26 protein-coding genes, 1 pseudogene and 1 other annotated feature are annotated in these 25,667 nt (G+C 41.3%); of the genes and pseudogenes, 20 read left to right on the forward strand and 7 right to left on the reverse strand.

The features are described from left to right. Positions 1-756: 756 nt before the first annotated feature. Together D5F11_RS23630 and D5F11_RS23635 are read left to right on the forward strand one after the other, a co-directional pair. Positions 757-1,101 (forward strand): cupin domain-containing protein, encoded by a 345-nt coding sequence (locus tag D5F11_RS23630; protein WP_120119170.1) that lies wholly within the window; start codon positions 757-759, stop codon positions 1,099-1,101. Positions 1,102-1,297: 196 nt separating this feature from the next. Continuing rightward, positions 1,298-1,846 (forward strand): hypothetical protein, encoded by a 549-nt coding sequence (locus tag D5F11_RS23635; RefSeq protein WP_120119171.1) that lies wholly within the window; start codon positions 1,298-1,300, stop codon positions 1,844-1,846. Positions 1,847-2,028: 182 nt separating this feature from the next. On the opposite strand, the gene D5F11_RS28250 is transcribed toward D5F11_RS23635, so the two are convergent. Together D5F11_RS28250 and mnmM are read right to left on the reverse strand one after the other, a co-directional pair. Beyond that, entirely contained in the window at positions 2,029-2,160 is a 132-nt protein-coding gene (locus D5F11_RS28250; RefSeq protein ID WP_221768463.1) for a putative holin-like toxin, read from the reverse strand. Positions 2,161-2,406: 246 nt separating this feature from the next. Further along, positions 2,407-2,979 carry a tRNA 5-(aminomethyl)-2-thiouridylate-methyltransferase MnmM gene (gene mnmM, locus D5F11_RS23640; RefSeq protein ID WP_120119172.1) on the reverse strand — a complete coding sequence of 191 codons (573 nt, stop codon included), beginning with the start codon at positions 2,977-2,979 and terminating at the stop codon, positions 2,407-2,409. A 114-nt stretch (positions 2,980-3,093) separates the two neighbouring features. On the opposite strand from mnmM, the gene D5F11_RS23645 reads away from it, so the two are divergent. The 4 genes from D5F11_RS23645 to D5F11_RS23660 all read left to right on the forward strand — a co-directional run bounded on the left by D5F11_RS23645 (position 3,094) and on the right by D5F11_RS23660 (position 7,077). Next, positions 3,094-3,384, forward strand: coding sequence for a YtzC family protein (locus D5F11_RS23645; protein WP_120119173.1), 291 nt, complete (start codon positions 3,094-3,096; stop codon positions 3,382-3,384). A gap of 138 nt (positions 3,385-3,522) precedes the next feature. Then, positions 3,523-3,763, forward strand: a binding site (T-box leader). A gap of 52 nt (positions 3,764-3,815) precedes the next feature. Beyond that, positions 3,816-6,230, forward strand: a complete 2,415-nt coding sequence (gene leuS / locus D5F11_RS23650) for a leucine--tRNA ligase (protein ID WP_120119174.1) — start codon at positions 3,816-3,818, stop codon at positions 6,228-6,230. 268 nt (positions 6,231-6,498) lie between these two features. Beyond that, positions 6,499-6,816 carry a rhodanese-like domain-containing protein gene (locus tag D5F11_RS23655; protein WP_120119175.1) on the forward strand — a complete coding sequence of 106 codons (318 nt, stop codon included), beginning with the start codon at positions 6,499-6,501 and terminating at the stop codon, positions 6,814-6,816. 78 nt (positions 6,817-6,894) lie between these two features. After that, positions 6,895-7,077 carry a sporulation protein Cse60 gene (locus D5F11_RS23660; protein ID WP_120119190.1) on the forward strand — a complete coding sequence of 61 codons (183 nt, stop codon included), beginning with the start codon at positions 6,895-6,897 and terminating at the stop codon, positions 7,075-7,077. A 247-nt stretch (positions 7,078-7,324) separates the two neighbouring features. Here D5F11_RS23660 and D5F11_RS23665 read toward each other — a convergent pair whose 3' ends face one another. Beyond that, the gene (locus D5F11_RS23665) at positions 7,325-8,590 is read right to left on the reverse strand and encodes a BaiN/RdsA family NAD(P)/FAD-dependent oxidoreductase (RefSeq protein ID WP_120119176.1); all 1,266 of its coding nucleotides are present in this window, start codon (positions 8,588-8,590) and stop codon (positions 7,325-7,327) included. A 423-nt stretch (positions 8,591-9,013) separates the two neighbouring features. On the opposite strand from D5F11_RS23665, the gene D5F11_RS23670 reads away from it, so the two are divergent. Continuing rightward, entirely contained in the window at positions 9,014-10,636 is a 1,623-nt protein-coding gene (locus D5F11_RS23670; RefSeq protein WP_120119177.1) for a putative polysaccharide biosynthesis protein, read from the forward strand. Positions 10,637-10,683: 47 nt separating this feature from the next. Here D5F11_RS23670 and D5F11_RS23675 read toward each other — a convergent pair whose 3' ends face one another. Beyond that, the gene (locus D5F11_RS23675) at positions 10,684-11,001 is read right to left on the reverse strand and encodes a hypothetical protein (protein WP_244862196.1); all 318 of its coding nucleotides are present in this window, start codon (positions 10,999-11,001) and stop codon (positions 10,684-10,686) included. A gap of 121 nt (positions 11,002-11,122) precedes the next feature. On the opposite strand from D5F11_RS23675, the gene D5F11_RS23680 reads away from it, so the two are divergent. Next, a complete protein-coding gene (locus D5F11_RS23680; RefSeq protein ID WP_120119178.1) occupies positions 11,123-11,848 on the forward strand; it encodes a pseudouridine synthase in 726 nt (241 codons plus the stop codon). Between the two features lie 114 nt (positions 11,849-11,962). Here D5F11_RS23680 and D5F11_RS23685 read toward each other — a convergent pair whose 3' ends face one another. After that, entirely contained in the window at positions 11,963-12,184 is a 222-nt protein-coding gene (locus D5F11_RS23685) for a DeoR family transcriptional regulator (RefSeq protein ID WP_120119179.1), read from the reverse strand. Between the two features lie 340 nt (positions 12,185-12,524). Between D5F11_RS23685 and D5F11_RS23690 the strand changes: the two genes are divergently transcribed. From D5F11_RS23690 to D5F11_RS23725, 8 genes are all read left to right on the forward strand, one after another. Beyond that, positions 12,525-13,229, forward strand: a complete 705-nt coding sequence (locus tag D5F11_RS23690) for an ABC transporter ATP-binding protein (RefSeq protein WP_120119180.1) — start codon at positions 12,525-12,527, stop codon at positions 13,227-13,229. Beyond that, entirely contained in the window at positions 13,222-14,400 is a 1,179-nt protein-coding gene (locus tag D5F11_RS23695) for an ABC transporter permease (protein WP_185830884.1), read from the forward strand. The genes D5F11_RS23690 and D5F11_RS23695 overlap by 8 nt, the downstream gene beginning before the upstream one ends. A 56-nt stretch (positions 14,401-14,456) precedes the next feature. Further along, complete coding sequence (pepV, locus tag D5F11_RS23700; protein ID WP_120119182.1) at positions 14,457-15,875, forward strand: dipeptidase PepV; 1,419 nt, start codon at positions 14,457-14,459, stop codon at positions 15,873-15,875. A 21-nt stretch (positions 15,876-15,896) separates the two neighbouring features. After that, positions 15,897-16,760, forward strand: a complete 864-nt coding sequence (dat, locus tag D5F11_RS23705) for a D-amino-acid transaminase (protein ID WP_120119183.1) — start codon at positions 15,897-15,899, stop codon at positions 16,758-16,760. Positions 16,761-16,800: 40 nt separating this feature from the next. Beyond that, positions 16,801-16,995 (forward strand): hypothetical protein, encoded by a 195-nt coding sequence (locus tag D5F11_RS23710; protein ID WP_126646676.1) that lies wholly within the window; start codon positions 16,801-16,803, stop codon positions 16,993-16,995. Further along, positions 16,965-17,528 carry an RNA 2',3'-cyclic phosphodiesterase gene (thpR, locus tag D5F11_RS23715; RefSeq protein ID WP_120119184.1) on the forward strand — a complete coding sequence of 188 codons (564 nt, stop codon included), beginning with the start codon at positions 16,965-16,967 and terminating at the stop codon, positions 17,526-17,528. Before D5F11_RS23710 ends, thpR begins: the two co-directional genes overlap by 31 nt. A gap of 212 nt (positions 17,529-17,740) precedes the next feature. Next, positions 17,741-18,547, forward strand: coding sequence for a hypothetical protein (locus D5F11_RS23720; RefSeq protein ID WP_120119185.1), 807 nt, complete (start codon positions 17,741-17,743; stop codon positions 18,545-18,547). Between the two features lie 225 nt (positions 18,548-18,772). Then, positions 18,773-19,546 carry a phosphotransferase family protein gene (locus D5F11_RS23725; protein WP_120119186.1) on the forward strand — a complete coding sequence of 258 codons (774 nt, stop codon included), beginning with the start codon at positions 18,773-18,775 and terminating at the stop codon, positions 19,544-19,546. A gap of 164 nt (positions 19,547-19,710) precedes the next feature. On the opposite strand, the gene D5F11_RS23730 is transcribed toward D5F11_RS23725, so the two are convergent. Continuing rightward, the gene (locus tag D5F11_RS23730) at positions 19,711-19,989 is read right to left on the reverse strand and encodes a YtzH-like family protein (RefSeq protein WP_120119187.1); all 279 of its coding nucleotides are present in this window, start codon (positions 19,987-19,989) and stop codon (positions 19,711-19,713) included. Positions 19,990-20,102: 113 nt separating this feature from the next. On the opposite strand from D5F11_RS23730, the gene D5F11_RS23735 reads away from it, so the two are divergent. Beyond that, positions 20,103-20,942, forward strand: coding sequence for a YtnP family quorum-quenching lactonase (locus tag D5F11_RS23735; protein ID WP_120119188.1), 840 nt, complete (start codon positions 20,103-20,105; stop codon positions 20,940-20,942). A gap of 289 nt (positions 20,943-21,231) precedes the next feature. Here the strand turns inward: D5F11_RS23735 and D5F11_RS23740 are convergent, their stop codons facing one another. After that, positions 21,232-21,552: a PepSY domain-containing protein gene (locus D5F11_RS23740; RefSeq protein ID WP_120119189.1), complete on the reverse strand. Its 321-nt coding sequence runs from the start codon at positions 21,550-21,552 to the stop codon at positions 21,232-21,234. A 260-nt stretch (positions 21,553-21,812) separates the two neighbouring features. Here D5F11_RS23740 and D5F11_RS23745 point away from each other — a divergent pair, with 260 nt between their 5' ends. From D5F11_RS23745 to D5F11_RS23755, 3 genes and pseudogenes are all read left to right on the forward strand, one after another. Next, positions 21,813-22,982 carry an RNA-guided endonuclease InsQ/TnpB family protein gene (locus tag D5F11_RS23745; protein ID WP_126646677.1) on the forward strand — a complete coding sequence of 390 codons (1,170 nt, stop codon included), beginning with the start codon at positions 21,813-21,815 and terminating at the stop codon, positions 22,980-22,982. 922 nt (positions 22,983-23,904) lie between these two features. Continuing rightward, positions 23,905-24,969 (forward strand): M42 family metallopeptidase, encoded by a 1,065-nt coding sequence (locus D5F11_RS23750; protein WP_120119615.1) that lies wholly within the window; start codon positions 23,905-23,907, stop codon positions 24,967-24,969. A gap of 357 nt (positions 24,970-25,326) precedes the next feature. Beyond that, a pseudogene (locus tag D5F11_RS23755) lies at positions 25,327-25,667 on the forward strand (transposase); the annotation flags it as partial.

A 25,667-nucleotide genomic window follows, 5' to 3' on the forward strand; every position in this document is an offset into this window, starting at 1 on the left:
GTTGAAAAGGATCAAAGTTTTTAGCATTCCTGGAAAGAGAAAGAGGTTGTACTGGTTGTAGGAGGAAAGAGGGGAGAAACGATTATCTTGGAACCAGGGTGAAATTGAAATTAGAATTGAAGTGATCGAGGATGACGGCGTGCTGCTGTATTGTGGAGAAATGTGAATAATAGCGAGCTCAATTAAACGTCCTCTTTCCTCACAAAGTCTAAACAATTCCGAGCTAAAAGAAAAGGCCCTGCAGAGACTTTTTGAAACTTCCCTAATAAAGGTTCGAGGAACTTCAGGAGCAGCAGGTACTATCTCCACTTTACAAGGATAATGAGGCATGTATATAGAGATATACTACATACTATAGTCAATGGGACACCAGAGGCAACTGGTATCCCGACATACGGCTGCACTGCATGAAGTGCAGCGACCCGACAGAAGAAACGACTCTCCTTACTGGTCAAAGCAAGGGAGAGTTATTTCTTTTACTCTGTAAAATTAAAGACAAGTGAATGTATTATCTAGTTGTAATAACATGATACTATCTTTAATGTCATACATTATATTTAATAATTAGTACATCATTTTAAAAAGTGGTGTACTTTTTTTGTTTAAAAGACCCTTTAAAAGACCTTATTTACTACTACAACATCCAAGTGATGAAGGTTTGCTGTTAAACAAACGAGCAGGTAAAAAACGAAAATTTATTTTTTACAAAATAATGTAAAATGAGAAATGAAAGGGTTCTAAGGGGAGGTAATATCTATGGAATTTTATACATTTAATAAAGAAGAAAGTAATGAAGTTAGAAATTATAATTCAATTTCAGCTTTTTATTCAAAAATATTAAAAACAGAAGAAGCAACTAATATAGGCTTTATCCATATTGAACCTAATGGTATTGTTGGTTATCACGAGGCACCTGTTCCACAGTTATTCATAGTAGTACAAGGGGAAGGTTGGGTAGAAGGAGAAGATGGACAGAGAGTTACTCTAAAAAGTGGAGAAGGTGTATTCTGGAAAAAGGGTGATGGACATTTATCAGGGAGTGTAAAAGGAATGACAGCCTTAGTCATTCAATCAGAAAGACTACCAAATCCATACATATAAGGGGATTGAATCAGTCACACATTAGTTTTAGAAAAAGTTTGTGAAGGATTGTACTTAAACAAACGGGGCTTCAATTCAAGAAGGATTAAGGAACCTTTTTGTTGAACTCCTTATTGAGCTAAAGTTGCAGGTTAGGGTAAGAACGAAGTTAAAATGTAAGAAACAAAAGAGCTGTGGAGGGAGGGAAATAGTTGAGGTGAACATACGAAATAACTTTAACCCCATATTGAGAGATAAGATTAGAAAATGTATTAACCTTTTAGATGTTGAATACAAGACACTGGACTATACAATTGATTTTTACGTAACAAGGGAACGCCTGGAGAAAGAGCGAAAAAACAAACCAGATTTAGACGGTAAAGCTTATAATCAGATTCTTAACGGGAAAATCGAAACTTCAGCAATAACGCTTGGACAGAAGAAACTAATCAAGATTTTCTTATATATGTATGACAACTCAGAAACAAATTTCGAACAATGTATCAAGTTAATAGCAAAAGTTTACCATGAGATACGTCACGCATGGCAAAATGCCAATCGTCGTTATGAAAACGAACCAGAAATACTTAACGTTGACGCAAACTGGGAAGAGTATGTAAGATTACCCTCTGAGAAAGTCGCATATAAGTTTGAAGAACAACAAATGAACAATCATATGTTGAAAATATGTGAGATATTTGGGTCTGATAAAGGGTTCAATTATACTTTTCACAAGCCCATAAAAGAAATAGTTTATTCTGAATGAGCAGTTTGATTAATAACTAATTCTTGTTCAACGAATGGGTGCTTTAGTGCAACAATTGATATTGTTGTTGTAGTAAATGAGGTCATTTGTAGTACAAAAAAGGATAGTTAGAGCATATTTTGATCTACTCCCTATCCTTTTTTGTTTTAGTCAATAGAATGTGTGACATTACATCGGGAAACTTATAGATAAAAAATTTTTAAATATCCTTTGACTTTAATAAAATTGTGTAGAGAAATAACTACGGCGAACACTGACACGACTAGACTTGAAAACATTATCATCAAGACTATTGCTTCGTATAAGCTTACCATCAGCGTCACCTCTCCTCTATTGAGGAAGTGGCCGCTGCCTAATCTGCTTATGTAGCTGTAATCCTGTAATATATCATAATCGACAGGAATTTTTTGAAAGCTTTCATTTTGTTGAACGAATCGTTCACTTATTAAATAACCTTTCGCCCATCGGTGAAAGGTCTCTTTTTTTCCTCATTGCGGTACGAAAAATTTCCGGGAGTGGCAGGCATTACCAGCCCTACCAAAATATTTGACATATATTTATCATTTTTTCTCAAACGCCAGCAGAAAAGGCGGGTTGTTTTTCTGATTGATAAAACCGTATTGAAGTACGTTTACCTTTGATTGATCCAAATTTTTAGCATACTCCATAAGTTGATCCCGTTCATAGGCTCCTTCTTCATGCCCAGGGTAAACGATAAGTCCCAGAATGCCTCCTTTAGCGAGTATTCTGATCACCTGGTCAATGGCAGCAATCGTTGTATTCGGCTTCGTTACAATCGATTTGTCACCGCCTGGCAAATAGCCAAGGTTAAACATGGCTCCCTGGATTTTCCCTTGATATTTGACAGGCACAGATTCCTCAAGTTTTTCATGTCCCTTTTGGAATAGCGTTACCCTTTCTGCCACATTATTTTTTGTTAAAAGCTCTTCTGTCTGTATAATGGCCTGTTGCTGGATGTCAAAACCAAAAACATGGCCCTTTTCACCGACAAGCTCGGCTAGATACAAAGTGTCGTGCCCATTGCCGATAGTCCCGTCGATTGCCATACCGCCGGGTCTGACTACTCTTTGCATAAGGGAACGGGAATATGAAAGAATACCCTCAATATTCATCCCAAAATACCTCCTCATAATCATACGAAAAATTGTATCATAACTGCCTTGAAATGAGTACAAACTATAATTGCCAGGCTACAAAGCTGAGCCACTGGAGAAGGGGAGGATGACGTGACTACTCGGCAATCCATTGACAATTTTATTAATCGCTGTGAATCAGTGATTCTTTTGGCAGAGGAACAGTACGAGGAAGGCAGCCGGCAGGAGCATTATCATGATGTGGATTATAGCGAAGCGATGATGGATCTAGAAACAATGCTTCAGCAGCTCCATAAAATGAATGAAAGTGCGAATGCGCAGCAGCGCGACCAGCTCCACCGGGTACGTCTAAAGATACAGCAGCTCCAAAATAAAATGATCCTTCTGAATCACGATAGGCCGCTATATAGCACATGGCACTGATATAGAGACAGGGAAAACCTGTCTCTCTTTTTATTACCTGTGAGCTCTCGATGCTGATAGCTTCGCGGGTCTGCGCTTCAATATAGGCTTGAAAATATGTCTAAAATTGTCTACAATGGGGAATAAAGGACTTAATATATACAACGGTTAAAAAGGACCAGTAATGGTGCCATCCTGTTTCAGAGAGTCGGCGGGAGGTGGAAGCCGACCAGGACCATCATGAACTCCCCTTTCATTCTGCAGGTGTGAAGGAACAGATCTGAAAGCAACGATCAATCTTGTAATACTTGCCGTATTCTGCGTTAAAGAATAAAGAAGTGAGTGGCCTATGCACTAAATTGGGTGGTACCGCGGGAGAAAGCAACCTTCCGTCCCAGGAGTTTTCTCGGGGATGGGAGGTTTTTTAATTGAAAAAGTCAGGAGGTTTCTTCATGAGTTATAGCCATAAGGAATTGGAGCAAAAATGGCAACAATATTGGGAAGAAAATAAAACATTCAAAACAAATACGGATGAAGCTAATGAAAAATTTTATGCGCTTGATATGTTTCCGTATCCTTCGGGAGCCGGACTTCATGTTGGGCATCCAAAAGGATACACAGCGTCTGATATTCTTGCGAGAATGAAACGAATGCAGGGATGCAATGTGCTTCATCCTATGGGCTGGGATGCCTTCGGCCTTCCGGCAGAACAATATGCTATCGATACAGGGAATGATCCGGCAGAGTTTACTCAGCACAATATCGATACATTCCGCCGCCAGATTAAATCTCTCGGGTTCTCTTATGACTGGGACAGGGAAATTAACACCACAGATCCCGACTATTACAAGTGGACACAATGGATTTTTGTCAAGCTGTTTGAACATGGTCTCGCCTATGTGGATGAAGTGCCGGTAAACTGGTGTCCGGCTTTAGGAACCGTTCTTGCTAATGAAGAAGTCATCGATGGAAAAAGTGAACGCGGCGGACATCCCGTTGAACGCCGTCCGATGAAGCAATGGATTTTAAGGATCACGAAATATGCAGATCGGCTTCTTGAAGACTTGGAAGATTTAGATTGGCCTGAAAGCATCAAAGACATGCAAAGAAACTGGATTGGCCGTTCCGAAGGCGCAGAAGTCACTTTTGCCATTGATGGTCATCCAGAAACTTTTACTGTATTTACAACAAGGCCTGATACGCTATTTGGAGCAACATATGCTGTTCTTGCTCCTGAGCATCCATTCGTGGCGAAAATCACAACGTCTGAGCAACAGGCTCATGTGAATGCTTATATTGACCAAGTCAAGTCAAAAAGTGATTTAGAAAGAACAGATCTTGCAAAAGATAAAACAGGTGTATTTACAGGCGCATATGCCATTAACCCGGTTAATGGCGATAAAATTCCGATTTGGATTGCGGATTACGTATTAATGAGTTACGGAACTGGAGCTATTATGGCAGTGCCGGCACATGATGAACGTGATTATGAATTTGCGAAAAAATTTGGCTTAGATATCAAAGAAGTTGTGTCTGGAGGAAATATCGCGGAAGAGGCGTATGTTGGCGACGGTCCGCATGTAAACTCAGGATTTTTGGATGGAATGGATAAGGACGAAGCTATTTCAGAGATGATTGACTGGCTTGAAAAAGAAGGCTGCGGTACGAAAAAGGTTACGTACCGCTTACGAGACTGGTTATTCAGCCGTCAGCGCTATTGGGGAGAGCCGATTCCGATTATTCATTGGGAAGACGGTACAATGACAGCAGTACCGGAAGACCAATTGCCGCTGATTTTGCCTGAAACGGACGAAGTGAAGCCTTCAGGTACCGGTGAATCACCACTTGCTAATATTACAGATTGGCTTCACGTGGAAGATCCCGAAACAGGCAAAAAAGGCCGCCGGGAAACAAATACGATGCCGCAATGGGCTGGAAGTTGTTGGTATTTCCTAAGATTTATCGATCCTCATAATTCCAAGGAACTTGCAGATAAAGAATTATTGAAAGAATGGCTTCCAGTTGATATTTATATCGGCGGGGCAGAGCATGCGGTTCTTCATTTACTTTACGCACGTTTCTGGCATAAGTTTCTATATGATATTGGGGTTGTACCGACAAAAGAGCCATTTCAAAAGCTTTTTAACCAAGGGATGATCCTCGGAGAAAATCATGAAAAAATGAGTAAATCCAAAGGAAATGTAGTTAATCCGGATGATATCATTGAAAGCCATGGAGCGGATACACTGCGTCTCTATGAAATGTTCATGGGGCCGCCAGAGGCTTCAGCAGCTTGGTCAACGACCGGATTGGACGGAGCACGCCGCTTTTTGGATCGAATTTGGCGTTTATTAGTAACAGATGATGGTAGTTTAAGTGACAAAGTACAGGAGGTCACTGGCGGAGAACTTGAAAGAGTGTATCATCAAACGGTCAAGAAAGTAACGGAAGACTGTGAAGCGATGCATTTTAATACAGCTATTTCACAGCTTATGGTCTTTATCAATGAAGCGTATAAAACTGAAGTTCTTCCAAAGCAATATGTTGAGGGATTCGTTAAAATGCTTTCTCCGATTGCTCCGCATATCGCCGAAGAGCTTTGGGATAAACTTGGTTATGAGGAAACAGTGGCTTATGAAGCTTGGCCTCAATATGACAAAACCAAGCTTGTATCAGAAGAAGTAGAGATCGTAGTTCAGGTCAACGGCAAAGTTCGTACCAAACTTCTGGTTTCTCGAGAAGCAAGCAAAGAAGAATTGGAAGAAATCGCCTTAAATGATGACAAAATCAAATCAGCTATCGACGGAAAAACAATTCGAAAAGTCATTGCAGTTCCAAGCAAACTTGTGAATGTTGTGGCAAATTAAATAAGTGAGTGAAATCAGTCGCCTATCATTGATTTGGCGGCTGATTTGCTGTTTATGAAAGCATGAAGCTGTGTATACTGTTGGGTGCTCATTCTCTTACATAAACATGAGCAATGCTTTGTTTTCCTGTATGTAGAACCTTTGTTGCCATAAAATTGTAGGCTATTTACACTGCCCTTCAAAAGCCCACTTTTGAAAGTTTTTTTCTATTGAGCCAGGAGAAGCTTTGTTATAATGGAAATTGAAATTTCAACGAAAGGTGATAGTCATGGAAATTAAAACAATAACACCTGATGAGGTCAAATCAAAGCTGGAAAATGACGAAACTTTATACTTGGTAGATGTACGTGAAGATGAAGAAGTAGCCGAAGGTAAAATTCCTGAAGCGGTCCATATTAGAATGGGCGAAATTCCGAACTACCTGGATTTCTTTGACAAAGAAAATGAATATATTATTATATGCAAAGCTGGTGGCCGCAGCTATAAAGTATGCAAATATCTAATGGCTAACGGTTATAACAATGTTGTGAATATGACCGGTGGCATGCTTGCCTGGACAGGTGAAACAAAGCCAAAACATCGATGAATTTTGTTGAAGATTTTAAATTGTATAAAAATAAAACAGACGGGCCATACTAATGGTAAAAACGGAGAGGTGTGGCCCATGGTGCAGGTCAAGTTGTTCGATTGCGAACATGAACAGGACCTTGAGGAAGAAATCAACCGGTTTTTAAGCGACCTAGAACACAAACAGGTGGTTGACATTAAGTATAACATTGCCGCCCTGAGGGAAGCGGAAGATGAACAAATATACTGTTTCAGTGCCATGGTTATGTATATTAAATAGAGGACTTCCGATTTTGGAAGCCCCTCTTTATTTTGAGTAAAGCAAGTAATGGAAAATTTTATCCAGATAAGTCTTTTACTATAAAGTTTTTCTGTCAAAACGATACAGCATATAAAAATACTGTCCGAGGTCTGGAGAATACTATTCAGAATTTTTAAATACTATCCCAACTCCGGTAATATTGTCCAGAATTTCAAGAATACTATCCGTATACGAAGAAATACTGTCCGAAGTTAGGCATATCCTCTTATTGTTTACAGTATTCTGCACTATTACTTCCAGCCAGTCGTCCAGTAACTAGGGCGGCGGTGATATTATACCCGCCAGTGTAGCCATAAATATCCAGTACTTCTCCACAAAAATAAAGTCCAGGCATCTTTTTGGATGCCATCGTTTTAGGCTCGATTTCTTTAATGGAAACGCCCCCGCCGGTCACAAATGCTTTATCCAGTGGCAATGTCCCGTTAACGGTGAAGCAGAATTGCTTGCATATTGTTGAAAAACTCCTTAGTTTTTCAGTTGAAACAGTTGAGCAAGGGGAGGACGGGTCAATGTTACTGCGTTCAAGCAAGAAAAGCAAATAGCGTTCTGGCAGCAGCCCTTTCAGCGAATTTTTGATTGCTTTCTTTGGCTCCTGTTTCATGTCTCCCTGTATTTTTTGAAAAAGCTCTTCCTGTCCCATTTCCGGCAGGGCATCAAGATGCATTATAACCTCTTTTAAATCCCATTTTTTCATTGCTTTTACAACAAACTGGCTGCATCGCAAAACCGCGGGTCCCGAAATGCCTAGATGTGTAAAAATCATATCCATCCTGTGTGTGATGATCGGTCTCCCTTTTGGATTCAGGACGCTGAGTGCGATTTCCCTTAAAGAGAGTCCTTGAAGAGTTTTTTCTTTGATAAAAGATTCATTGGAAGTGAGTGGTACTTCGGTCGGAAACAGCTCTGTGATTGTATGGCCGGCCTTTTTGGCCCATGGATAGCCGTCACCTGTAGAGCCAGTCTGTGGAACGGACTTTCCTCCAACAGCAATAACGACGGTGCGGCCTTCTATTGTTTCGCCATTTTCAAGCAAAACACCTGCTGTTCGGCCTTGATCAAACAGAACGTCTTGAACAGGGCAGCTTGTTCGGACTTTGACGCCAAGGTCATTCATATATGACAAAAGGGCATCAACAACGGATTGCGCCTGGTTTGAAACAGGAAACATCCGCCCGTGATCTTCTTCCTTGAGCTCAATTCCGAGATTTTCAAAGAAACGGATAATATCCTCATTATTAAAGACAGAAAACGCTCCATATAAAAAACGTCCATTTCCTGGGATATGGCGGATGATTTCATCAATCGGAAGCCGGTTGGTTACATTACATCTTCCGCCTCCAGAGATCGCAAGCTTTCTGCCTAATTTATTTCCCTTATCGATCAGCAGGACGCTTCCTTTTTTCTCAGCCGCAGCAATAGCTGCCATCAACCCAGAGGGCCCCCCGCCGATGACAATGACATCATAAATCATTTCATTCAACACCTTAATTTGCTTTTAATCACTTCATTTTAAAATGCTGTTTATGTAAAAGCAAATACATACTACGAGAATTTAATAGAAGGAGTGATTATTTAAAAAGATGTTCATTATTCCTCAATCACTTTATCATCATATTAATTGAAAACGGTGAAAAAATTCGGTGATAGGGGAAGAGAGCCATTTTTCGAACTCTATAATAATCATAGAATGCTCACAATTGGACAATTTTACGAAAATAGAGCATAACCGTACATGGGAATTGAGTTGAATGGGAATTGTAGAACAAACCGGTGCATTGTCAAAAGCAGTCGTTAACTGTAAACTAGTACAGGGGAGTTTTATCGAGTGTGTTTCCGAATACATACGGAATCGGATATTCCTTTAAAAATAAACATACGGAGAGTCAGAGATTGAATGTCATCTAAATTAATTCGAGGAACCTTTATATTAACGCTTGGCACCATCTTATCCAAAGTTTTGGGACTTATATATGTTATCCCATTTTATAAAATCATCGGCGGGGCTGAACAAGCTGCTTTGTATCAGTTCGGATATGTGCCGTATACAATTTTTATTAGCATTGCGACAGCAGGAATCCCGCTTGCCGTTTCGAAATATATCTCAAAATATAATACGCTTGAAGAGTATGCGGTGGGCCGAAAGTTATTTCGTTCCGGCATCTATGTCATGCTTGCTACGGGGATTGTGTCTTTTTTGGCAATGTATGGGCTTGCTCCATGGCTGGCAGAGCTTGTATTAAAAGGTGTAGATACAAAACACAGTTATACTGCTGCTGATGTTGCGACTGTCATCAGGGCTGTCAGCTTTGCATTGCTGATCATTCCTGTCATGAGTTTGATCAGAGGTTTTTTCCAAGGTCATCAATCAATGGGACCGTCAGCCGTGTCAACCGTTTTAGAGCAGTTGGCCAGGATTATCTTTCTTTTAGCTGGTGCATTTATTGTTCTGTATGTATTGAAAGGAAATATTGTCACGGCCATCAGTGTCGCGACTTTTGCGGCTTTCATCGGTGGTCTGGCAAGTCTGCTTGTTCTATTATGGTATTGGTATAAGCGGAAGCCGGGGCTTGACGAGCTTCTAAAAAAAGATAAGGGCACAATGGATGTTTCATTGCCTGAAATGTACAAGGAAATTGTTGTATATGCTTTTCCTTTCGTAATGGTTGGCATCGCCAATCCGCTTTTTCAGTTTATTGACCAAATTACTTTTACAAGGGCGATGGCGGAAGCAGGGAAGGCTGCAGGAGCATTGGATGCATTGGGGATATTGAATATGACGACACACAAGCTTGTCATCATTCCAGTTTCATTGGCAACCGCTTTTGCTCTTACAATCGTACCTCTCGTAACGGAGTCTTATGTGAAAAAAGATAAAACATTGATGTTTCGCCAGTTGGATCAGACGTTCCAGGTATTGTTATTCATTACGATGCCGGCAGCAATAGGACTTGCCCTTTTAGCGGAACCGATGTACACCATGTTTTATGAATTCGATGAATTTGGAGCTCAGGTGCTCCGCATATATGCGCCGGTGGCCATTCTGTTTGCGCTGTACTCTGTAACTGCAGCGATCCTGCAGGGGATTAATGAACAGCGGTTTACAGTTTTGAGCCTATTGACCGGAATACTTGTCAAATTGACATTTAATATTCCGTTAATCAAGCTTTTTGCCACGGAGGGAGCTATTTATGCAACCGCACTCGGGTATGGTGTAGCCATTGTAATCAATATAATCGTCATTAAAAAATTCGCTTATTATCCATTCAAGCTCGTTTATAGAAGAACCTTGCTCATCGTTATTTTTAACGTGATGATGGCAATCCCTGTATATGTTATCTATAAAGGCTTATTATTGTTCTTGACGCCGGAATCTACTTTTCAATCTATTATCATTATTGTGGTTTGTGCCGGGGCTGGTGGAATCATTTACGCTTTTCTCGGTTTAAAATCGGGGCTGGCCGACAGACTGTTTGGTTCGAAGCTTCAAAAGTTCAAGCAAAAGCTGCGAATCTCGTAACGAATAAAAGAAAGAGGCTGCGGGGGAGCGCCTCTTTTTTTCATATTTTAACCATAGTATCCGGAGTGATCGGGAAGATCGTAATAATCAGGCCGGGTGTATCCTAATTGTCTTTCAATTCTAGAGACACGCCGGTCTAATCTTTCCATTTGCCTTTCAAGCTGGCTAATTCTTCGATCTATGCCGCCACCGCCACCGCTGCCTCCTCCGGGAAAGCCTTGATATCCGGGAGGAAATTGCTGAGGTACTCCACCTTGCTGTTCGGCAAGCTGAGGATGAAACTCCATTGGCTGCTGCAAGCTCCCCATTGGCATAGGCATTTGCTGCATTCCCATCGGAGGCTGCTGCCGGTAATCAATAAACATTTTTTTCACTCCAATCTTTTCATTCCTGCATCAATAGCCTATGTAATTGTGACAAAAGCGTGTAGACAAACGCCTATTGTATATTCCTTTCAAATATGAATCCTAGGTGGAGGTAAAAAAAATGAGAATCGATAAATTACTAGCCAATATGGGTTATGGAAGCCGTAAGGACGTAAAGAAATTCCTTAAGAGCGGGAGAGTTACTGTTAACGGTGAATCTGTAAAAGATGGAAAATTTCATGTAAGTCCTGAAGAGGATACTATTGAGGTTTTAGGGGAAGAGGTACATTATAAGGAATTTATTTATCTTATGATGAACAAACCGCCAGGAGTCATTTCTGCCACGGAAGACCTAAGGGATCAGACCGTGATTGATTTGCTGAATGAGGAGGACGCTATTTTCAATCCTTTTCCAGTGGGACGATTGGACAAGGATACAGAGGGGCTCCTGCTTTTGACAAATAACGGCCAATTGGCTCATCAGTTATTATCGCCTAAAAAAGATGTGCCCAAAACGTATTTTGCTGTTATTGATTCTGTCGTAACTTCAGAAGATGTGGAAGCTTTCATAAAAGGTGTGACATTGGATGACGGATATAAGACGAAGCCAGGAAAGCTAGAAATTATCAAATCCGGAACGTATTCGGATATTGAGCTGACGATTACAGAAGGAAAATTTCATCAAGTAAAGAGGATGTTTGAAGCGGTAGGAAAAAGAGTGATTTATTTAAAGCGTCTGTCTATGGGACCGCTTAAGTTAGACGAAAATCTGGATCTTGGGGAATATCGCGAATTGACGGATAAGGAAGTCCAAGTAATAAAGAATTACTTGGAAGAACAAAAATGATAGATGCAGAAAAAGCCGCTTGTTTTCCTAAAAGGATAAACAGGCGGCTTTTAAAAATGGTTTTATAAGACTTGTCTTTTGTCGGGGCTGACCAAGGCGCCTCCGCTTTTCTATTTACGATGTTATTTTGACTTTTTTCTCTGTTGTTGTCCACTTCCCGCGGCGCGGGCTACTGATCAGGTCATTGTATTCTAACACATTCAAATCTCTTTGAATGGTGCGAGGTGTACTTCCGAATGCATCTGCAAGTTCCTTTGTTGAAACTGTACCGTTCTCTTTGATGTATAAGTATACATCTTTGATTCTGGTGAGCATTCTGTTCGTCGACGGCTTCAAAAAACCACTCCCTCATCTTAAAATTCCTTGGCAGAGGATGCGGACTGCTTTATGCCTTTACGATATTAGGCTGTTGATAGCGCAATTCCAGAGGACAACTCCTTTTCAAAACTAGCTTTTAAATTTTCTGCATTTCGAGACTGAAATGTCAGACACTTTTATTCTAACTCATTAGTTTGTATTTTTAAAGCATAATATCTAACTTGGAAGAAAAAGGTTAAATCATGTCGAATGTATAAGTCTAAGGGTCTTTATATTATTCCCTTTCAAATCAAGTTTGAAACTTCTTAGCAGTTAAATCGTATGGAGAAATAGTGAAATAGAAAGGAATGAAGCTGTTTTGCCAATATTGACAGTGGATATTAATAAAGCTGGGTATAAAGCTCAGGAGCCGGTGATTTCTCAAGTTGGGTTTAAGCTGGAGCGTTCCTCTCTTACAGGAATGATTGGAGCGAACGGAGCTGGAAAAAGTACGACCATCAAAGCGATTCTTCAGGAGCTGCCTTTCGTTGAAGGCAATGTCGCGAGAAAAGATGGAACTTCCTATTCATACATACCTGAAAGACCTATTTTTTATGATGAACTGACGCTTTGGGAGCATTTTGAGTTTGTCGCTGCCGTTGAACAATTGAGTGAAGGACATTTATCATATGCTAAATCTTTATTGGAAAAATTCCGCCTGGCAGACAGAATCCATGAGTTTCCTTCCACTTTTTCAAAAGGGATGCAGCAAAAGGGAATGATTTCGCTTGCTCTATTTACAAAGCCCGATCTTTTAATTATTGATGAACCATTTATGGGGCTTGATCCAGGTTCAACTAAAATGTTGCTTGATATGCTTGATGAAGAAAAAAAGAAAGGAACAGGGATACTTATGTGTACTCATATTCTTGATACAGCTCAGCGGATATGCGATTCTTTTATCGTTATTGAACAAGGGACAGTCAGGGCTTGCGGTACGCTGGATGAGGTGCTCGCAAAGTGTGGAGCTGAAGACGGAAGTCTGTATTCCTGCATAGACATGGCGGATGGGGACAATGAATAGCAGTCGGCTTCTATTTCATAGAATGAGGGAAAATTGGAATTATAAGTATAAGATTATCAAAACCGTTATCGATTGGACGATTCTCATCTATCTTGTCGTTCCAGCAGCTGCCATTACCATTTTTGTGTATCGCTCTTGGTGGATTGACCCACCCGCCTGGATTGCATCCGTGCCATTTCCGCTTTTATTCGCCATCTATTTCTTTTTGTTATGGGGAAGCTATTTTAAAACTTATATCAGAGAGGCAGACATTATATTTTTAAGAAAAAATGAAATGCTAATGCTTGGATTGAAACGTGGCGGCATCATTGTTTCATATTTGACTGAGGCTCTTTCAGCAGCTTTCTTAGCCGTACTTATTTCTCCACTTTGGATGATCCATTATGGACTAAGTGTGAAACAACTTATTTTATTTTTCGGAATGTGGGTTTCCTTAAGGTGGCTCATTATGGCTGTGAATGGGAAGCTGAATGTGCATTTAAGGGGATGGCGAAGTCTTGTCAGAAGCATCCCTGTTGTAGTTGGTGCAGGAACCATATGGTGGCTCAGTTATAAGGCTCTTCAATCTAGCAGTCTGCTTTCGGTTTTCATTATCATTATATTGAATGGAACAGCATCTATGCTGCTTTTGAAAAAGCGTTTCACCTCCATACAAACCTTTGAGCAGGATCTTTCAATTGATGAGAAAGATAAAAACAAATATACCGAAATGATTTTCGGGCTGTCCATGGATATTGAAAAATTGCCGAAGCCAAAACCAATCCGTAAAAGCCCAAGGCTTTATTCGAAGTCAAACAGGATATTTAAAACTCGATCCCCAAGAAACGGTTTCTTGGAGTTGTTCATTAAAGCCTCAACTCGCGATACGGAATATGTTCGGGGATATTTTCAGGTCCTCGGTATTACTGCAGTAGCAATCTTTTTTTCACCTCCTATATGGTTAAAAATCACGATTGGCGCAGTTGGAGTTTTTTTTCTGATCGTTTGGATTGGCAGCGTTTGGTATAAATTGATCGGCGGCCATCCGTTCACGAAGAAATATTCTGGAAAAGAGGGTTATATAAAGGGAAAACAGATTGTTACAGTAGTGCTGTTGATTCCTTTTGTCATCATATGTTTTTTAAATGTATGGATTCTCCCGTGGATTCGCAGTCTCTTTCTCTTTTTCTGACCGGACAAAAAGTTGTACAATGGAAGAAGCGACAATAGACCAAAGGAGTTATGTGCATGGCAAACATTGACTGGAAGGACGAAGTGGATAAACGAAAGAACGAACTGATCCGGGATTTGCAAGGGCTGCTCCGGATAAAAAGCGTATTGAATGAACCTAAAAGCACCGAAGATGCCCCTTTAGGCATGGAAGTTAAGCAAGCATTGGAGTATATGCTCGAGATTGGAGAAAGAGATGGTTTTACATCGAAGAATGTAGGGAACCTTGCCGGTCACCTGGAAATGGGAGCAGGAGATGGACTTATTGCAGCCTTATGCCATGTAGATGTTGTTCCAGAAGGGGATGGCTGGTCTGTAGATCCGTTTGGCGGCGAAGTGAAAGATGGAAAAATCTTTGCCAGAGGTGCCATTGATGATAAAGGGCCGACAATGGCAGCGTATTACGGAATGAAAATTGTTAATGAGTTGGGCCTTCCCATTGATAAACGGATTCGACTCATTATTGGAACGGATGAAGAAAGTAAATGGCGCTGTGTTGATCACTACTTTAAACATGAAGAAATGCCGGAAATGGGATTTGCGCCAGATGCCGACTTTCCAATTATCAATGCCGAAAAGGGTATTGCAGATTTTGATTTGAAACAAAAACGTGATTCACCAAAAGAGCATGGAGCTAAAATCACGCTCATTTCATTTTTTTCTGGAAGACGTTACAATATGGTTCCGGACCATGCCCGGGCTGTTCTTGACATACAGTGTGATCAAACTGAGCTCCTGCAGTTATTTAATGATTTTAAATACAGACAGGATTTGAATGGAAGCTATTATGTAGAGAGTGGATACCTCGTCTTAGAGCTGGAAGGCATTTCTGCTCACGGAATGGAGCCTGATAACGGGAAAAATGCCGGACTGCATTTAGCCAATTTTCTTTCCACAATCAAGCTAGATAGAAAAGGGATGGACTTTGTCAATGTGGCTGTTCAATTCTTCTTTGAGGATTCCCGCGGCAGGGCGCTTGGGGTACGGCATAACGATGAAATGATTGGAGATTTAACGATTAATGTGGGCAAAATGACCTTCAATGATGAGGATGGCGGACGCTTCGGCTTGAATATGCGGTACCCTGCTTCCTTCTTAATGGAAGAGGGAATGCAGAAAATCATGAAAAAGGCAGAAGAAGCCAATTTTGAAGTAACTAATGTATCCAATCTGCAGCCACATTATGTTCCAACAGATGATATTTTAATCCAAAAGCTCATAAAAGTTTATGAGGAGCAAACAAATGAGAAGGCAGAAATGCTTTCCATCAGTGGTGGGACGTATGCACGTTCATTGAAAACCGGGGTTGCCTTTGGCGCTTTGTTTCCGGGAAGACCTGATGTTGCACACCAGAAGGATGAATATATGGAAATCGAAGATCTTTTGAGAGCGACGGCCTTATATGCTCAGGCATTTTATGAGCTTGCACAAGATTAAGGAAGATGGGAGGAAGAAGTAATGGGGAAAATTATTCTTGGTGATCAAATTCTTGAACGGTCGGATGTAAATATCGATTTAGAGGACCGCGGTTACCAATTTGGCGATGGAGTTTATGAGGTTATCCGTGTTTATGGTGGAGAACTTTTCACAATAAAGGAGCATATCGAACGACTTTTTCAAAGCGCAAAAAAAATCAAATTGGATGTTTCCATGAGTTCTGAACAAATTCGGGGGCTGACTGAGGAGCTTGTGAAAGAAAATGGAGTGGACTTTGGCTCCGTTTATATGCAAGTGACGAGGGGAGCAGCACCGAGAGCCCATATGTTTCCTAAGCCTGAAAGCAGCACAAAGGCTGTTTTTACGGCATATACGAATGAAGTGCCAAGACCTGCCAGCCTGCTTGAAAAAGGGGTGGAAGCCATTACGACCGAGGATATCAGGTGGCTCCGCTGTGATATTAAAAGCCTGAACTTGCTTCCAAATGTCCTCGCGAAACAGGAGGCAGCGGATTCCGATTGTTTTGAGGCGATTCTGCACCGCAACGGCATCGTGACTGAAGGGTCATCCTCGAACGCCTACATCGTAAAAAATGGCGAAGTGATTACTCATCCAGCTAATAATTTAATACTTAATGGTATTACGAGGCAGGTGCTTGCAGAATTATGCAAAGAAAATGGCATTCCGTTCATTGAAAAGGAATTTGAATTGATAGACCTTCAGAATGCGGATGAGGTATTTATTACAAGTACGGTTTCAGAGGTCATGCCGGTGATTAAGGTGAACGGAGAAACAGTAGCTAACGGTAAACCTGGAAATATCACATGCAAATTGCAGGGGCTGTTTGAAGCGAGAATCAATCAGGATACAAAAGTGGAAATTTAACTTCATTCAGCAGAAGTCTCCCACTTCTGTAAGTGGTGAGATGAAAGCATATTGGTATTCCATTCAGTGGGGGTTCAAACCACTGAATAAAGTTAAAGCCTCTGGCGGATTCCACAGATTTTCAGAGGAAATTTATCGAGTGGAGCTCGATAAAATCTGGGCGCAAATACGCCAAGGCCCATTTGATAAGAGGAGCAAAAAAACATGCATTCAACCCACTATTTCTTTGCATTGACATTGCCCGATGAAGTAAAAGTTCATTTATCTAAAATCAGCGAACAGTTGAAACCGAACTTCCCTTTTAAAAACTGGGTACATCGCGCGGATTACCATATTACTCTGGCTTTCCTTGGAAATGCCGATCAACGCCGGCTTGCTGAAAGTGTTTTAAGTGTAAAGGAAGCATTGAAAGATGTTCATTCATTTCAGGTGGATTTGAATCAGGCAGGGACGTTTGGGCGTCCAGATCTTCCAAGAATATTGTGGGTCAATACGACTGAAAGCTCGTCTTTAGCAGAGGTGAGGGATAAAGTCTATGCATCATGCATTGAAGCGGGCTTCGAGCTTGAGACAAGGCCCTTCAAGCCTCATATTACTCTTGCTAGAAAGTGGATGGGACAGGGGAAATTTCAAATGACAGCGGCTGAAAAAAGCTTGGCATCCTTACTTCCTGGTCCAGTTTTTACAATGGAAGAAGCAGTGTTGTATCGCACCCATCTCGATAGAACACCGAAATATGAAATGGTGGAGTCTTTTAAGCTTATATAGGATGTTCAAAAAGGTACTAAATGACCAGAGGCGAATCTTTTCATTGGATTGTTTCTGTATCAAGGGAACTTCCGTTGAGACCACTCATGTCCTGCGAGTAACATGGAGGTCATCATATCCTGTGAAATCCAGCGTCTCAAACCGGCCTTCCGGATTCAATTTGGAGACTTTTTGAACACGTTTTATGTAGAAGAGGGGAAGCATGAAGTTAAATGGCTCAGCTTATAAAATTACACGATTGTATATCTCGTTATGAATCTGATTTATCCAGGTATACTTCCTTGTTTGTCCGGCTAAAAATGAGAAGATGGAAGGCAAATCTTGAGGAGGAAACCAATAGACTTGGCGTTACACACTTGGAGAGGGACAAAGTAGAGAAACTGAAGCAGGCATACCTTGATCAGCTCTTTTTTTCACAAATTAAATGGGCCAGTTCCACAATCAAGGAAAAGTCGAACCCCCTTGCATCATTATTTACTGATTCTCGGTTGCGCAGCCTTGTTCAGCGTTTTCCTGATACATTTTTTTTGATGTACAATCCCGTATTTCAGTTAAAAAAGGCGAAGATGCAGATGGAAGTATTAATGGTCACTCCATCTAAATTAATGTGCATGTCTTTTTTGGATGGAGAAGAAGACGCACTTTATATCGGCTCGAACGGACATTTTTGGCAGAAAAAAAATAAAGACAGGGAAATGAAAATTTTGAGTCCGGTTCTATCTGTCAGACGGATGAATCATGTGGCGAGACAAATATTTCAGTCATCTGAAACAGACCTGCCGATTGAAAAAGTGGTTGTTGCTGAAAAGGGATATATTACTCATCAAAATCCTCCTGAGGATGTTCTGTTCATCGATAAGCAGGACTATGAAGCTTGGTTAAATGAACTGAAATCCTTTATTTCACCTATGAAAATGATGCAATTTCGCGCGACCAAGGCATTGCTTGACAGGTGTGCAAAAACAAAAGTAAGGCGGGCTAACGGGGGAGCTCTATCAGGGGCTGAAAAGCAGGTTTGATAAACATTGCCAAATCAGACAGCATTGCAGGATTGAACTGTAAAAAAACTTTGCGAAAATAATGAATCCCATTGATTGGGTCTTGACGAAAAAAGTCGGTTCGCGTTAAACTTTAAGGAAGGGATGGCTATTGTTGTATTTTCAAAAATCCAATAGCTGTCTTTTTTCTTTCTGATGAGATGAACGGAGTGTCGCCTCCGGTATTTTAATTGAAGGTGAATGACGGTGAAACACTTATTAGAGCATGACTGGGAAATCATTCCTGCCGGCGGTGCGACAGGAAAGGCTTTTTTTGCGTCTAAAAATAATGAAAAGCTTTTTTTGAAACGTAATTCCTCACCTTTTTTGGCCGTATTATCAGCAGAGGGAATCGTCCCTAAACTAATATGGACAAAAAGGATGGAGAATGGTGATGTGATTACTGCGCAGGAATGTTTGAACGGCCGGGAATTCAAGCCGGAAGAAATGGCCCAGGATGGCGTGGCAAAGCTTTTAAAGAAAATACATGAGTCCAGCCCGCTTTTATCCATGCTTGGACGTCTCGGAAAGACACCTTACAAACCGGAGATGATGCTGGAAGAAGTGATTTCAGCGCTGGATGAAGAACTGTTGTTGGATCCTGCGGTCCATAAATCGCTTCAGTTCCTGCAAACTGAACTTCCTCATGTAAGCAGTGAGAAATTTACAGTCTGTCATGGGGACATAAATCATAATAATTGGCTTCTTTCAGACAACAATGAAATTTTTCTTATTGACTGGGACGGTGCCACCATTGCAGATCCTGCCTTGGATATCGGGCCGCTTTTATATTGGTATATTCCAAGGGATGACTGGAAGCATTGGCTTGGCCTGTATGGTCTGAAACATACAGAACATCTTCAACTGCGAATGAAATGGTATGTTATCGCACAAACGATGCTTTCCATCGGATGGCATAAGAGTCAGCAACGCTACCAGGAGATGAATTTTTGGGGGAACTATCTGGAAACAGTTTTTTAGAGAATGTCCCAAAAATCATCATAAGTACTGAATTCTTAGGGGGAAACTTCCGTTTGTCCACCTCCCGCGGGCAAAATGGAAGTTTTCATCTCCAGTATAAGCAGTTGCTCGAAATTTCGCCTCCTCGAACTTCTTACTTCTAGTTTGCACCTTTTGAACATTTTTTAGGAATATTGATCGATATGACCAATCCATTGTGATAGATGTCCCTGATGGTCACCAATGTGCCTTTCCAAATCATTAGTTTGGAAGCTCTTTTGGCAGTACAAATATATTTCCTCAAGCACGGGGGCTAATTGATAATCTATTTGGTGATTGGCAAGCAGTGATTTGACAAGCCTTCCGATTTGACTATACTCTGAAGCGGAACCTTGGGAATCTTCCAAATGGTTCACCATGATATCTTTTAAAAGCCCAATTTGATGTTGATAAGACAGAGACAATAGAAATCATCCTTTCGCCAAGTAGTATTTTATTGTATGGAAAAATATTTTTCCTATCCTTTATAATCAAAAATGTATGATACAATGATTCGAAAAGCTGGGAGATGAGAATATTGGAGACGATGCAGGTTGGAAATTTGAAGTTGACTTGGTTGAATGGGGGAGTGACCAATCTTGATGGAGGGGCTATGTTTGGTGTTGTTCCAAAAGCACTTTGGTCAAAGAAATACCCTGTTAATGAGAAGAACCTTATTGAATTGCGATCAGATCCCATTTTTTTGCGAAAAAACGGTAAGAATATTTTAATAGAAGCTGGGCTCGGAAGTGGGAAGTTATCGGAGAAACAAGTCCGAAACTTCGGTGTAACGGAAGAATCCAGAATCGAAGAATCACTGGCTGAACTGGGATTATCGCCTGCAGACATCGATATAATCTGCATGACCCATATGCATTTCGATCATGCAGGGGGGCTTACCAAGCGTGATGGAGATGGCCACACATCCTTTTTTCCGAATGCTGTCATTTACACTTCTCAAATTGAGTGGGATGAAATGAGGCATCCGAATATTCGGTCAAGAAATACATATTGGAAGGAAAATTGGGAGTCGATTGCTCATCAAGTGGAAACGTTTACAGATGAATTGATTATTGAAGACGGTATTAAAATGTTCCATACTGGCGGACATAGTGCGGGGCACAGTATCATTACCATTGAAAGTGACGGCCAAAAGGCTGTTCACATGGCAGATATTATGCCGACACACGCCCACTCGAACGTTTTATGGGTATTGGCGTATGATGACTATCCGATGGACTCCATCCATGCTAAACAAAAATGGATTCCTGCGGAAATTGAGTCGGGAAGTTGGTTTATCTTCTATCATGATGCTATCTATAGAGCGTTAAAGTGGGACGAAGAAGGAAATATCACTGATGCTGTTAAGAGAAAATAGTAAAAAAACAGGTGAAATTCAATTTCCACCTGTTTTTTCGTTGCATAGGAAATTATAAAATTCTATGCTTGTGTATAACTTGTTTATCAGATTGTGCTACGTCCAGCTCCAGCGCCTATCGACTAGCAGACTTCGCGCCTCCTCCTACGATAAGTCAACATCGGCTCCTTCGTCGCCGTGTTTCCTTTATCTCGTTGGAGTCACTCCAGTCTGTACGTCGATGAACAGGCGCTTGCGCTTTTGTTCTATGTAGCCGCATGATCAGTTCAGGAGCAGCTCACTATAACATTTACGCGTAAGTCACTGGATATACATCAACGACTGTACCAGTGTTGGCATCGGCAAGGAATTCATATTGTTTTGTTTCGCCATCTTCTTTTGTAGTAATGCCGCCTCGGTACACTTTTGTTTTTACTGCGTATTTTTCATATTCTTCAGGTCTGAATTTAATCCAGGATCCTTCAATGCTGCCGGAATCTTTAAATGCTTCTTTTACAGTTTGAAGAACTTTTTCACCAGATGCCAAAGAGTTTTTCTTTAATGCTTCATTTGCAAAATAGCCGGCAATCACACCAGCGCCAGCGCCGAGAATAAAGTTTTTCCAATTCACAACGAACACCTCCATAGTCAAATCATCTCTTCTAGTATATCGTAATTTCAGGGGCAGTTCGAATATTAAATGCTACTAAATTATGAAAGATTAACGATCTTCTAAAAAGAAGCCCCCTACTTCAATCGGTGATAGTCGATAAGTGGGGGATGAATTTTAGTTTGGCGAAGCCAAAAGGTTTTTGGGTAAGAACGCTTGTTTTCTATCGAACCAAAAGAGTAAAATAAATATAATCTAAATATTTAGAAAGGTGGATCGTTGTGTTCAGAACACTAAAAGTCGGATTCAAAGCAAACAAGCAAATCATTGACCGATTGTTTGATATCCGTCGTACTTGCGGGCAGGTCTGGAATGACTGTGTGAGCCTTGCTAGATATTATCACCGTCTCAGCGGTAAATGGATCTCTAAAACTCAACTACAAAAAGAATTGAAAGGTCTATACCCCATCCATAGTCAAACGATACAAGCAGTGGCTCACAAGTATTTGAATGCCTGTGAAGGAACGTTAGAAGCCAGGAAAAAGGGCCTGAATACCCGTTACCCTTGGAAGTTCAAAAACCAGTTCAACCCTAAATGGGTGGACGAATCTTTTTCCATCAAAGGCAAGAAACTAGCGCTTAGCCTCGGTAATTGGAACGGCAAACGTCAGAAAGCTTTAGTGCTGACGCTGGCAAAGAGCATTCCGTTCGAGGTGAAAGAAGTCGAATTGGTATTTGACCAAAATCTTTACATTTGCCTCTCTTACGACGATGGAAAAGAAACAGAAGAAAACACCAACACTCAAACAGCAGCGGTGGATTCAGGGGAAATCCACACCATTGCATCTGTTCACGAAAATGGAACCAGCATTATTATTACTGGAAGGAAACTGAGAAGCATTCACAGACTGCGAAACAAAAAACTAAGGGAACTACAAAAATTAATGTCTCGATGTAAGAAGCACAGCCGACAGTGGAAAAAATATAACAGAGCGAAGCAATATATCCTTTCAAAGAGCGAAAAGCAGCTAAAATATCACCTGCACAAAACAACGAAGCAATTTGTAGAGTGGTGCGTAGAAAATAATACAAAAACTATTTTGATAGGGGACACCGAAGGTGTCCAAAAGAACACCAAAAAGAAAAGAAAAACAAACAAAAACTCGCGCCAAAAGCTATCCAACTGGAGTTTCGGAAAAATCAATCATTACATCAAATATAAAGCTGAAACTTACGGCATAAAAATCATCAAACGAAAAGAACTTTATACGTCGCAAGAATGTCCTTCTTGCGGGAACCGCAAAAAAACAAAAGGCCGAGTTTATACATGCCGCTGCGGTTATGAATGTCACCGCGATCTCCATGGTGCAGGGAACATCCTAACGGAGTACCTTTACGGAAACTTCCGGGTAATCAAACACAAAGATCACATATATCTACGGGCCTCCTAGAAAATCGCTGATTTTCCGGGAAGAAGTAGTAGACGGGCAGAACCGCCCCAGAAGGAGAAGCTTTCATCGTGGTATAGGAAATTATAAAATTCTATGCTTGTGTATAACTTGTTTATCAGATTGTGCTGCGTCCAGCTCCAGCGCCTATCGACTAGCAGACTTTGCGCCTCCTCCTACGATAAGTCAACATCGACTCCGACGGACAGGACGTCCTAGTGCAAGCGAAGCGACAGGATGTCGCGTTTTGAGCCTGCCTTCCTCGCCGTGTTGTCTGGCTGCGAGTGCCATCGGCTCGAGGTCATAAGCCAATCGCTGCTGAAGGCAAACAACACCTTCTTCAGCGCTCGTCTTATGCTTGTCGCCGATAAGCAGGCACTCTCGCACTTCGTGTTTCCTTTATCTCGTTGGAGTCACTNTCTTCACATTTCAGCTCAGTCTGTACGTCGATAAACAGGCGCTTACGCTTTTGTTCTTCGTTCGTACTTCTGTTGCCGAAGGTGGCAGCCTGCTTTGCAGGTGCTCAACCACTATAATGTCTTACAGACATTATCTGGTATCGCAACACCTTTTTTCTGCCCCCCGGGCAACGGCTGCTCCTTTGCAGTCGCCGGCGAAAGCTGGATGTCGCGCAGGCCAGCGGAAACCGCCACTTCAAGACGCTTTGTTTTTTAATCGGCTAAGTGGGGGAGGTTCATATGTTGGTAAAATATATAAAAGAAAAATAAAATGGAAGCAATACATCAAAAGGGCAAGCGCAGCCATGAACAATGCTCAAGTGACACATAGCTGGTCAGGATTCGGCGTCCTGTCGCTTGCAATACGTCGGCAGGGCTCAGAGTACAACCTCCTGTCCGTCGAATCTGGACAGTATAATTAGTGATAAATCAGTTATTCACATAAATCATGAAAAGGGGTAATTTCATTGGAAAAAGAAACGAAAGATTTGTTTCAGACTCTGACAGAACTTCCTGGAGTTTCAGGTTTCGAACATCAAGTACGCCGGTTTATGAAAAGCGAGCTGGAAAAGTATTCAGATGAAATCGTACAAGACCGTCTGGGCAGTGTTTTTGGTGTGAAACATGGACAGGGGCCTAAAGTCTTGGCGGCCGGTCATATGGACGAGGTAGGATTCATGGTGACGCAAATTACGGAAAACGGCATGCTGCGTTTTCAAACGTTGGGTGGATGGTGGAATCAGGTACTGCTTGCTCAACGGGTGCAAGTTATCACAGATAACGGGCCGGTTATAGGAGTAATTGGTTCAATACCTCCTCACCTGCTTAGTCCGGAACAGAGGAAGAAGCCGATGGAAGAAAAAAATATGCTGATAGACATTGGGGCTGATGATCGAGAGGATGCTGAGAAAATCGGAATCAAGCCTGGCCAGCAAATTGTCCCAATTTGCCCATTTACTCCGCTTGCAAATCCGAAAAAAATCATGGCAAAAGCATGGGATAATCGTTACGGGTGTGGTCTTGCTATTGAATTGATGAAGGAGCTGCAGGGGGAAAAGCTGCCTAACACTCTTTATTCAGGAGCGACGGTACAGGAGGAGGTCGGTTTAAGAGGAGCTGCATCTGCTGCGAATATGATTAAGCCTGATATCTTCTATGCACTGGATGCCAGTCCTGCAAATGATATGACCGGTGACAAAAGAGAATTTGGCCAGCTTGGAAAAGGCGTTCTTTTAAGGATTCTCGATCGTTCCATGGTGACGCTAAAAGGAATGAGAGAATTTGTCCTTGATACGGCTGAATCCAACGATATTCCTTACCAATATTTTGTATCAATGGGAGGAACTGATGCCGGACGGGTACATATTTCCAACGAAGGGGTTCCGAGTGCAGTAATCGGAATTTGCTCCCGATATATTCATACCCATGCGTCTATTGTACATGTGGATGATTATGCTGCAGCCAAAGAACTGCTTGTGAAGCTCGTGAAAGCGACGGATCAGGCGACAGTGGATTCGATTCGAAACAAATAATAAGGAGTTTTGACTAGTTCTTAAAGGGGCTCATCAATTCAAAAGTCCTTGTGTAACAAGAGTTTGGGGCTAATTTATCTTATTAATTAGCCCTAATTTTATCCCCGCATGAGAGATGCTATCACTGCCTTCCTCTAAAGCTTTAAAAGAATATGAGTGTGCTTTTCATCATTTTATGTATTCCTTCAACGATCAGCTGTAGATTTAACAACTTAGGGCAGAAGTCCCTTTCCTCAACGCAAAGCGTAGGTGGGGGATGAATGCTTGCCTTTGTGGAATTTCGCAGGAACATTTGTTCTGTTTTGTGTTATAATGAGACATATGTATCCTCATTATTCACGAGTGGGAGGAAACGAAATGCTCCGTTGTATGAAAACTCTGTTTCGCGCAAGCAAGGAAACCATTGACCGACTGTTCGAGTGCAACCGCGTATCAGGCGAAGTGTGGAACTTCTGTCTCGCCCTTGCCAAAGAAACCCATTTGAAAACAGGAAAATGGATAACAAAAAGCGAGTTGCAAAAAAGGTCAAAAGGAATCTTCCCTATTCATTCTCAATCCGTGCAGGCGGTTTGTCATAAGTATTTGTTCGCACGGGATGCGGCATTAAAAGCAAGAAAAGCGGGCCATAAAACAAAGTACCCATATAAAAAGAAAACGTACTTCAATACAAAGTGGGCGAACAACGGCTTCAAAGTATT

The organism is Siminovitchia terrae (assembly GCF_003605405.2).
Classification (GTDB): Bacteria; Bacillota; Bacilli; order Bacillales; family Bacillaceae_C; genus Siminovitchia; species Siminovitchia terrae.

Coding starts and splice junctions, on each gene's coding strand:
- D5F11_RS23630 (WP_120119170.1), top strand. CDS start 757: ATGGAATTTTATACATTTAATAAAGAAGAAAGTAATGAAGTTAGAAAT.
- D5F11_RS28250 (WP_221768463.1), bottom strand. CDS start 2,160: ATGGTAAGCTTATACGAAGCAATAGTCTTGATGATAATGTTTTCAAGT.
- mnmM (WP_120119172.1), bottom strand. CDS start 2,979: ATGAATATTGAGGGTATTCTTTCATATTCCCGTTCCCTTATGCAAAGA.
- leuS (WP_120119174.1), top strand. CDS start 3,816: ATGAGTTATAGCCATAAGGAATTGGAGCAAAAATGGCAACAATATTGG.
- D5F11_RS23655 (WP_120119175.1), top strand. CDS start 6,499: ATGGAAATTAAAACAATAACACCTGATGAGGTCAAATCAAAGCTGGAA.
- D5F11_RS23660 (WP_120119190.1), top strand. CDS start 6,895: ATGGTGCAGGTCAAGTTGTTCGATTGCGAACATGAACAGGACCTTGAG.
- D5F11_RS23665 (WP_120119176.1), bottom strand. CDS start 8,590: ATGATTTATGATGTCATTGTCATCGGCGGGGGGCCCTCTGGGTTGATG.
- D5F11_RS23670 (WP_120119177.1), top strand. CDS start 9,014: ATGTCATCTAAATTAATTCGAGGAACCTTTATATTAACGCTTGGCACC.
- D5F11_RS23675 (WP_244862196.1), bottom strand. CDS start 11,001: ATGTTTATTGATTACCGGCAGCAGCCTCCGATGGGAATGCAGCAAATG.
- D5F11_RS23680 (WP_120119178.1), top strand. CDS start 11,123: ATGAGAATCGATAAATTACTAGCCAATATGGGTTATGGAAGCCGTAAG.
- D5F11_RS23695 (WP_185830884.1), top strand. CDS start 13,222: ATGAATAGCAGTCGGCTTCTATTTCATAGAATGAGGGAAAATTGGAAT.
- pepV (WP_120119182.1), top strand. CDS start 14,457: ATGGCAAACATTGACTGGAAGGACGAAGTGGATAAACGAAAGAACGAA.
- dat (WP_120119183.1), top strand. CDS start 15,897: ATGGGGAAAATTATTCTTGGTGATCAAATTCTTGAACGGTCGGATGTA.
- D5F11_RS23710 (WP_126646676.1), top strand. CDS start 16,801: ATGAAAGCATATTGGTATTCCATTCAGTGGGGGTTCAAACCACTGAAT.
- thpR (WP_120119184.1), top strand. CDS start 16,965: ATGCATTCAACCCACTATTTCTTTGCATTGACATTGCCCGATGAAGTA.
- D5F11_RS23720 (WP_120119185.1), top strand. CDS start 17,741: ATGGCTCAGCTTATAAAATTACACGATTGTATATCTCGTTATGAATCT.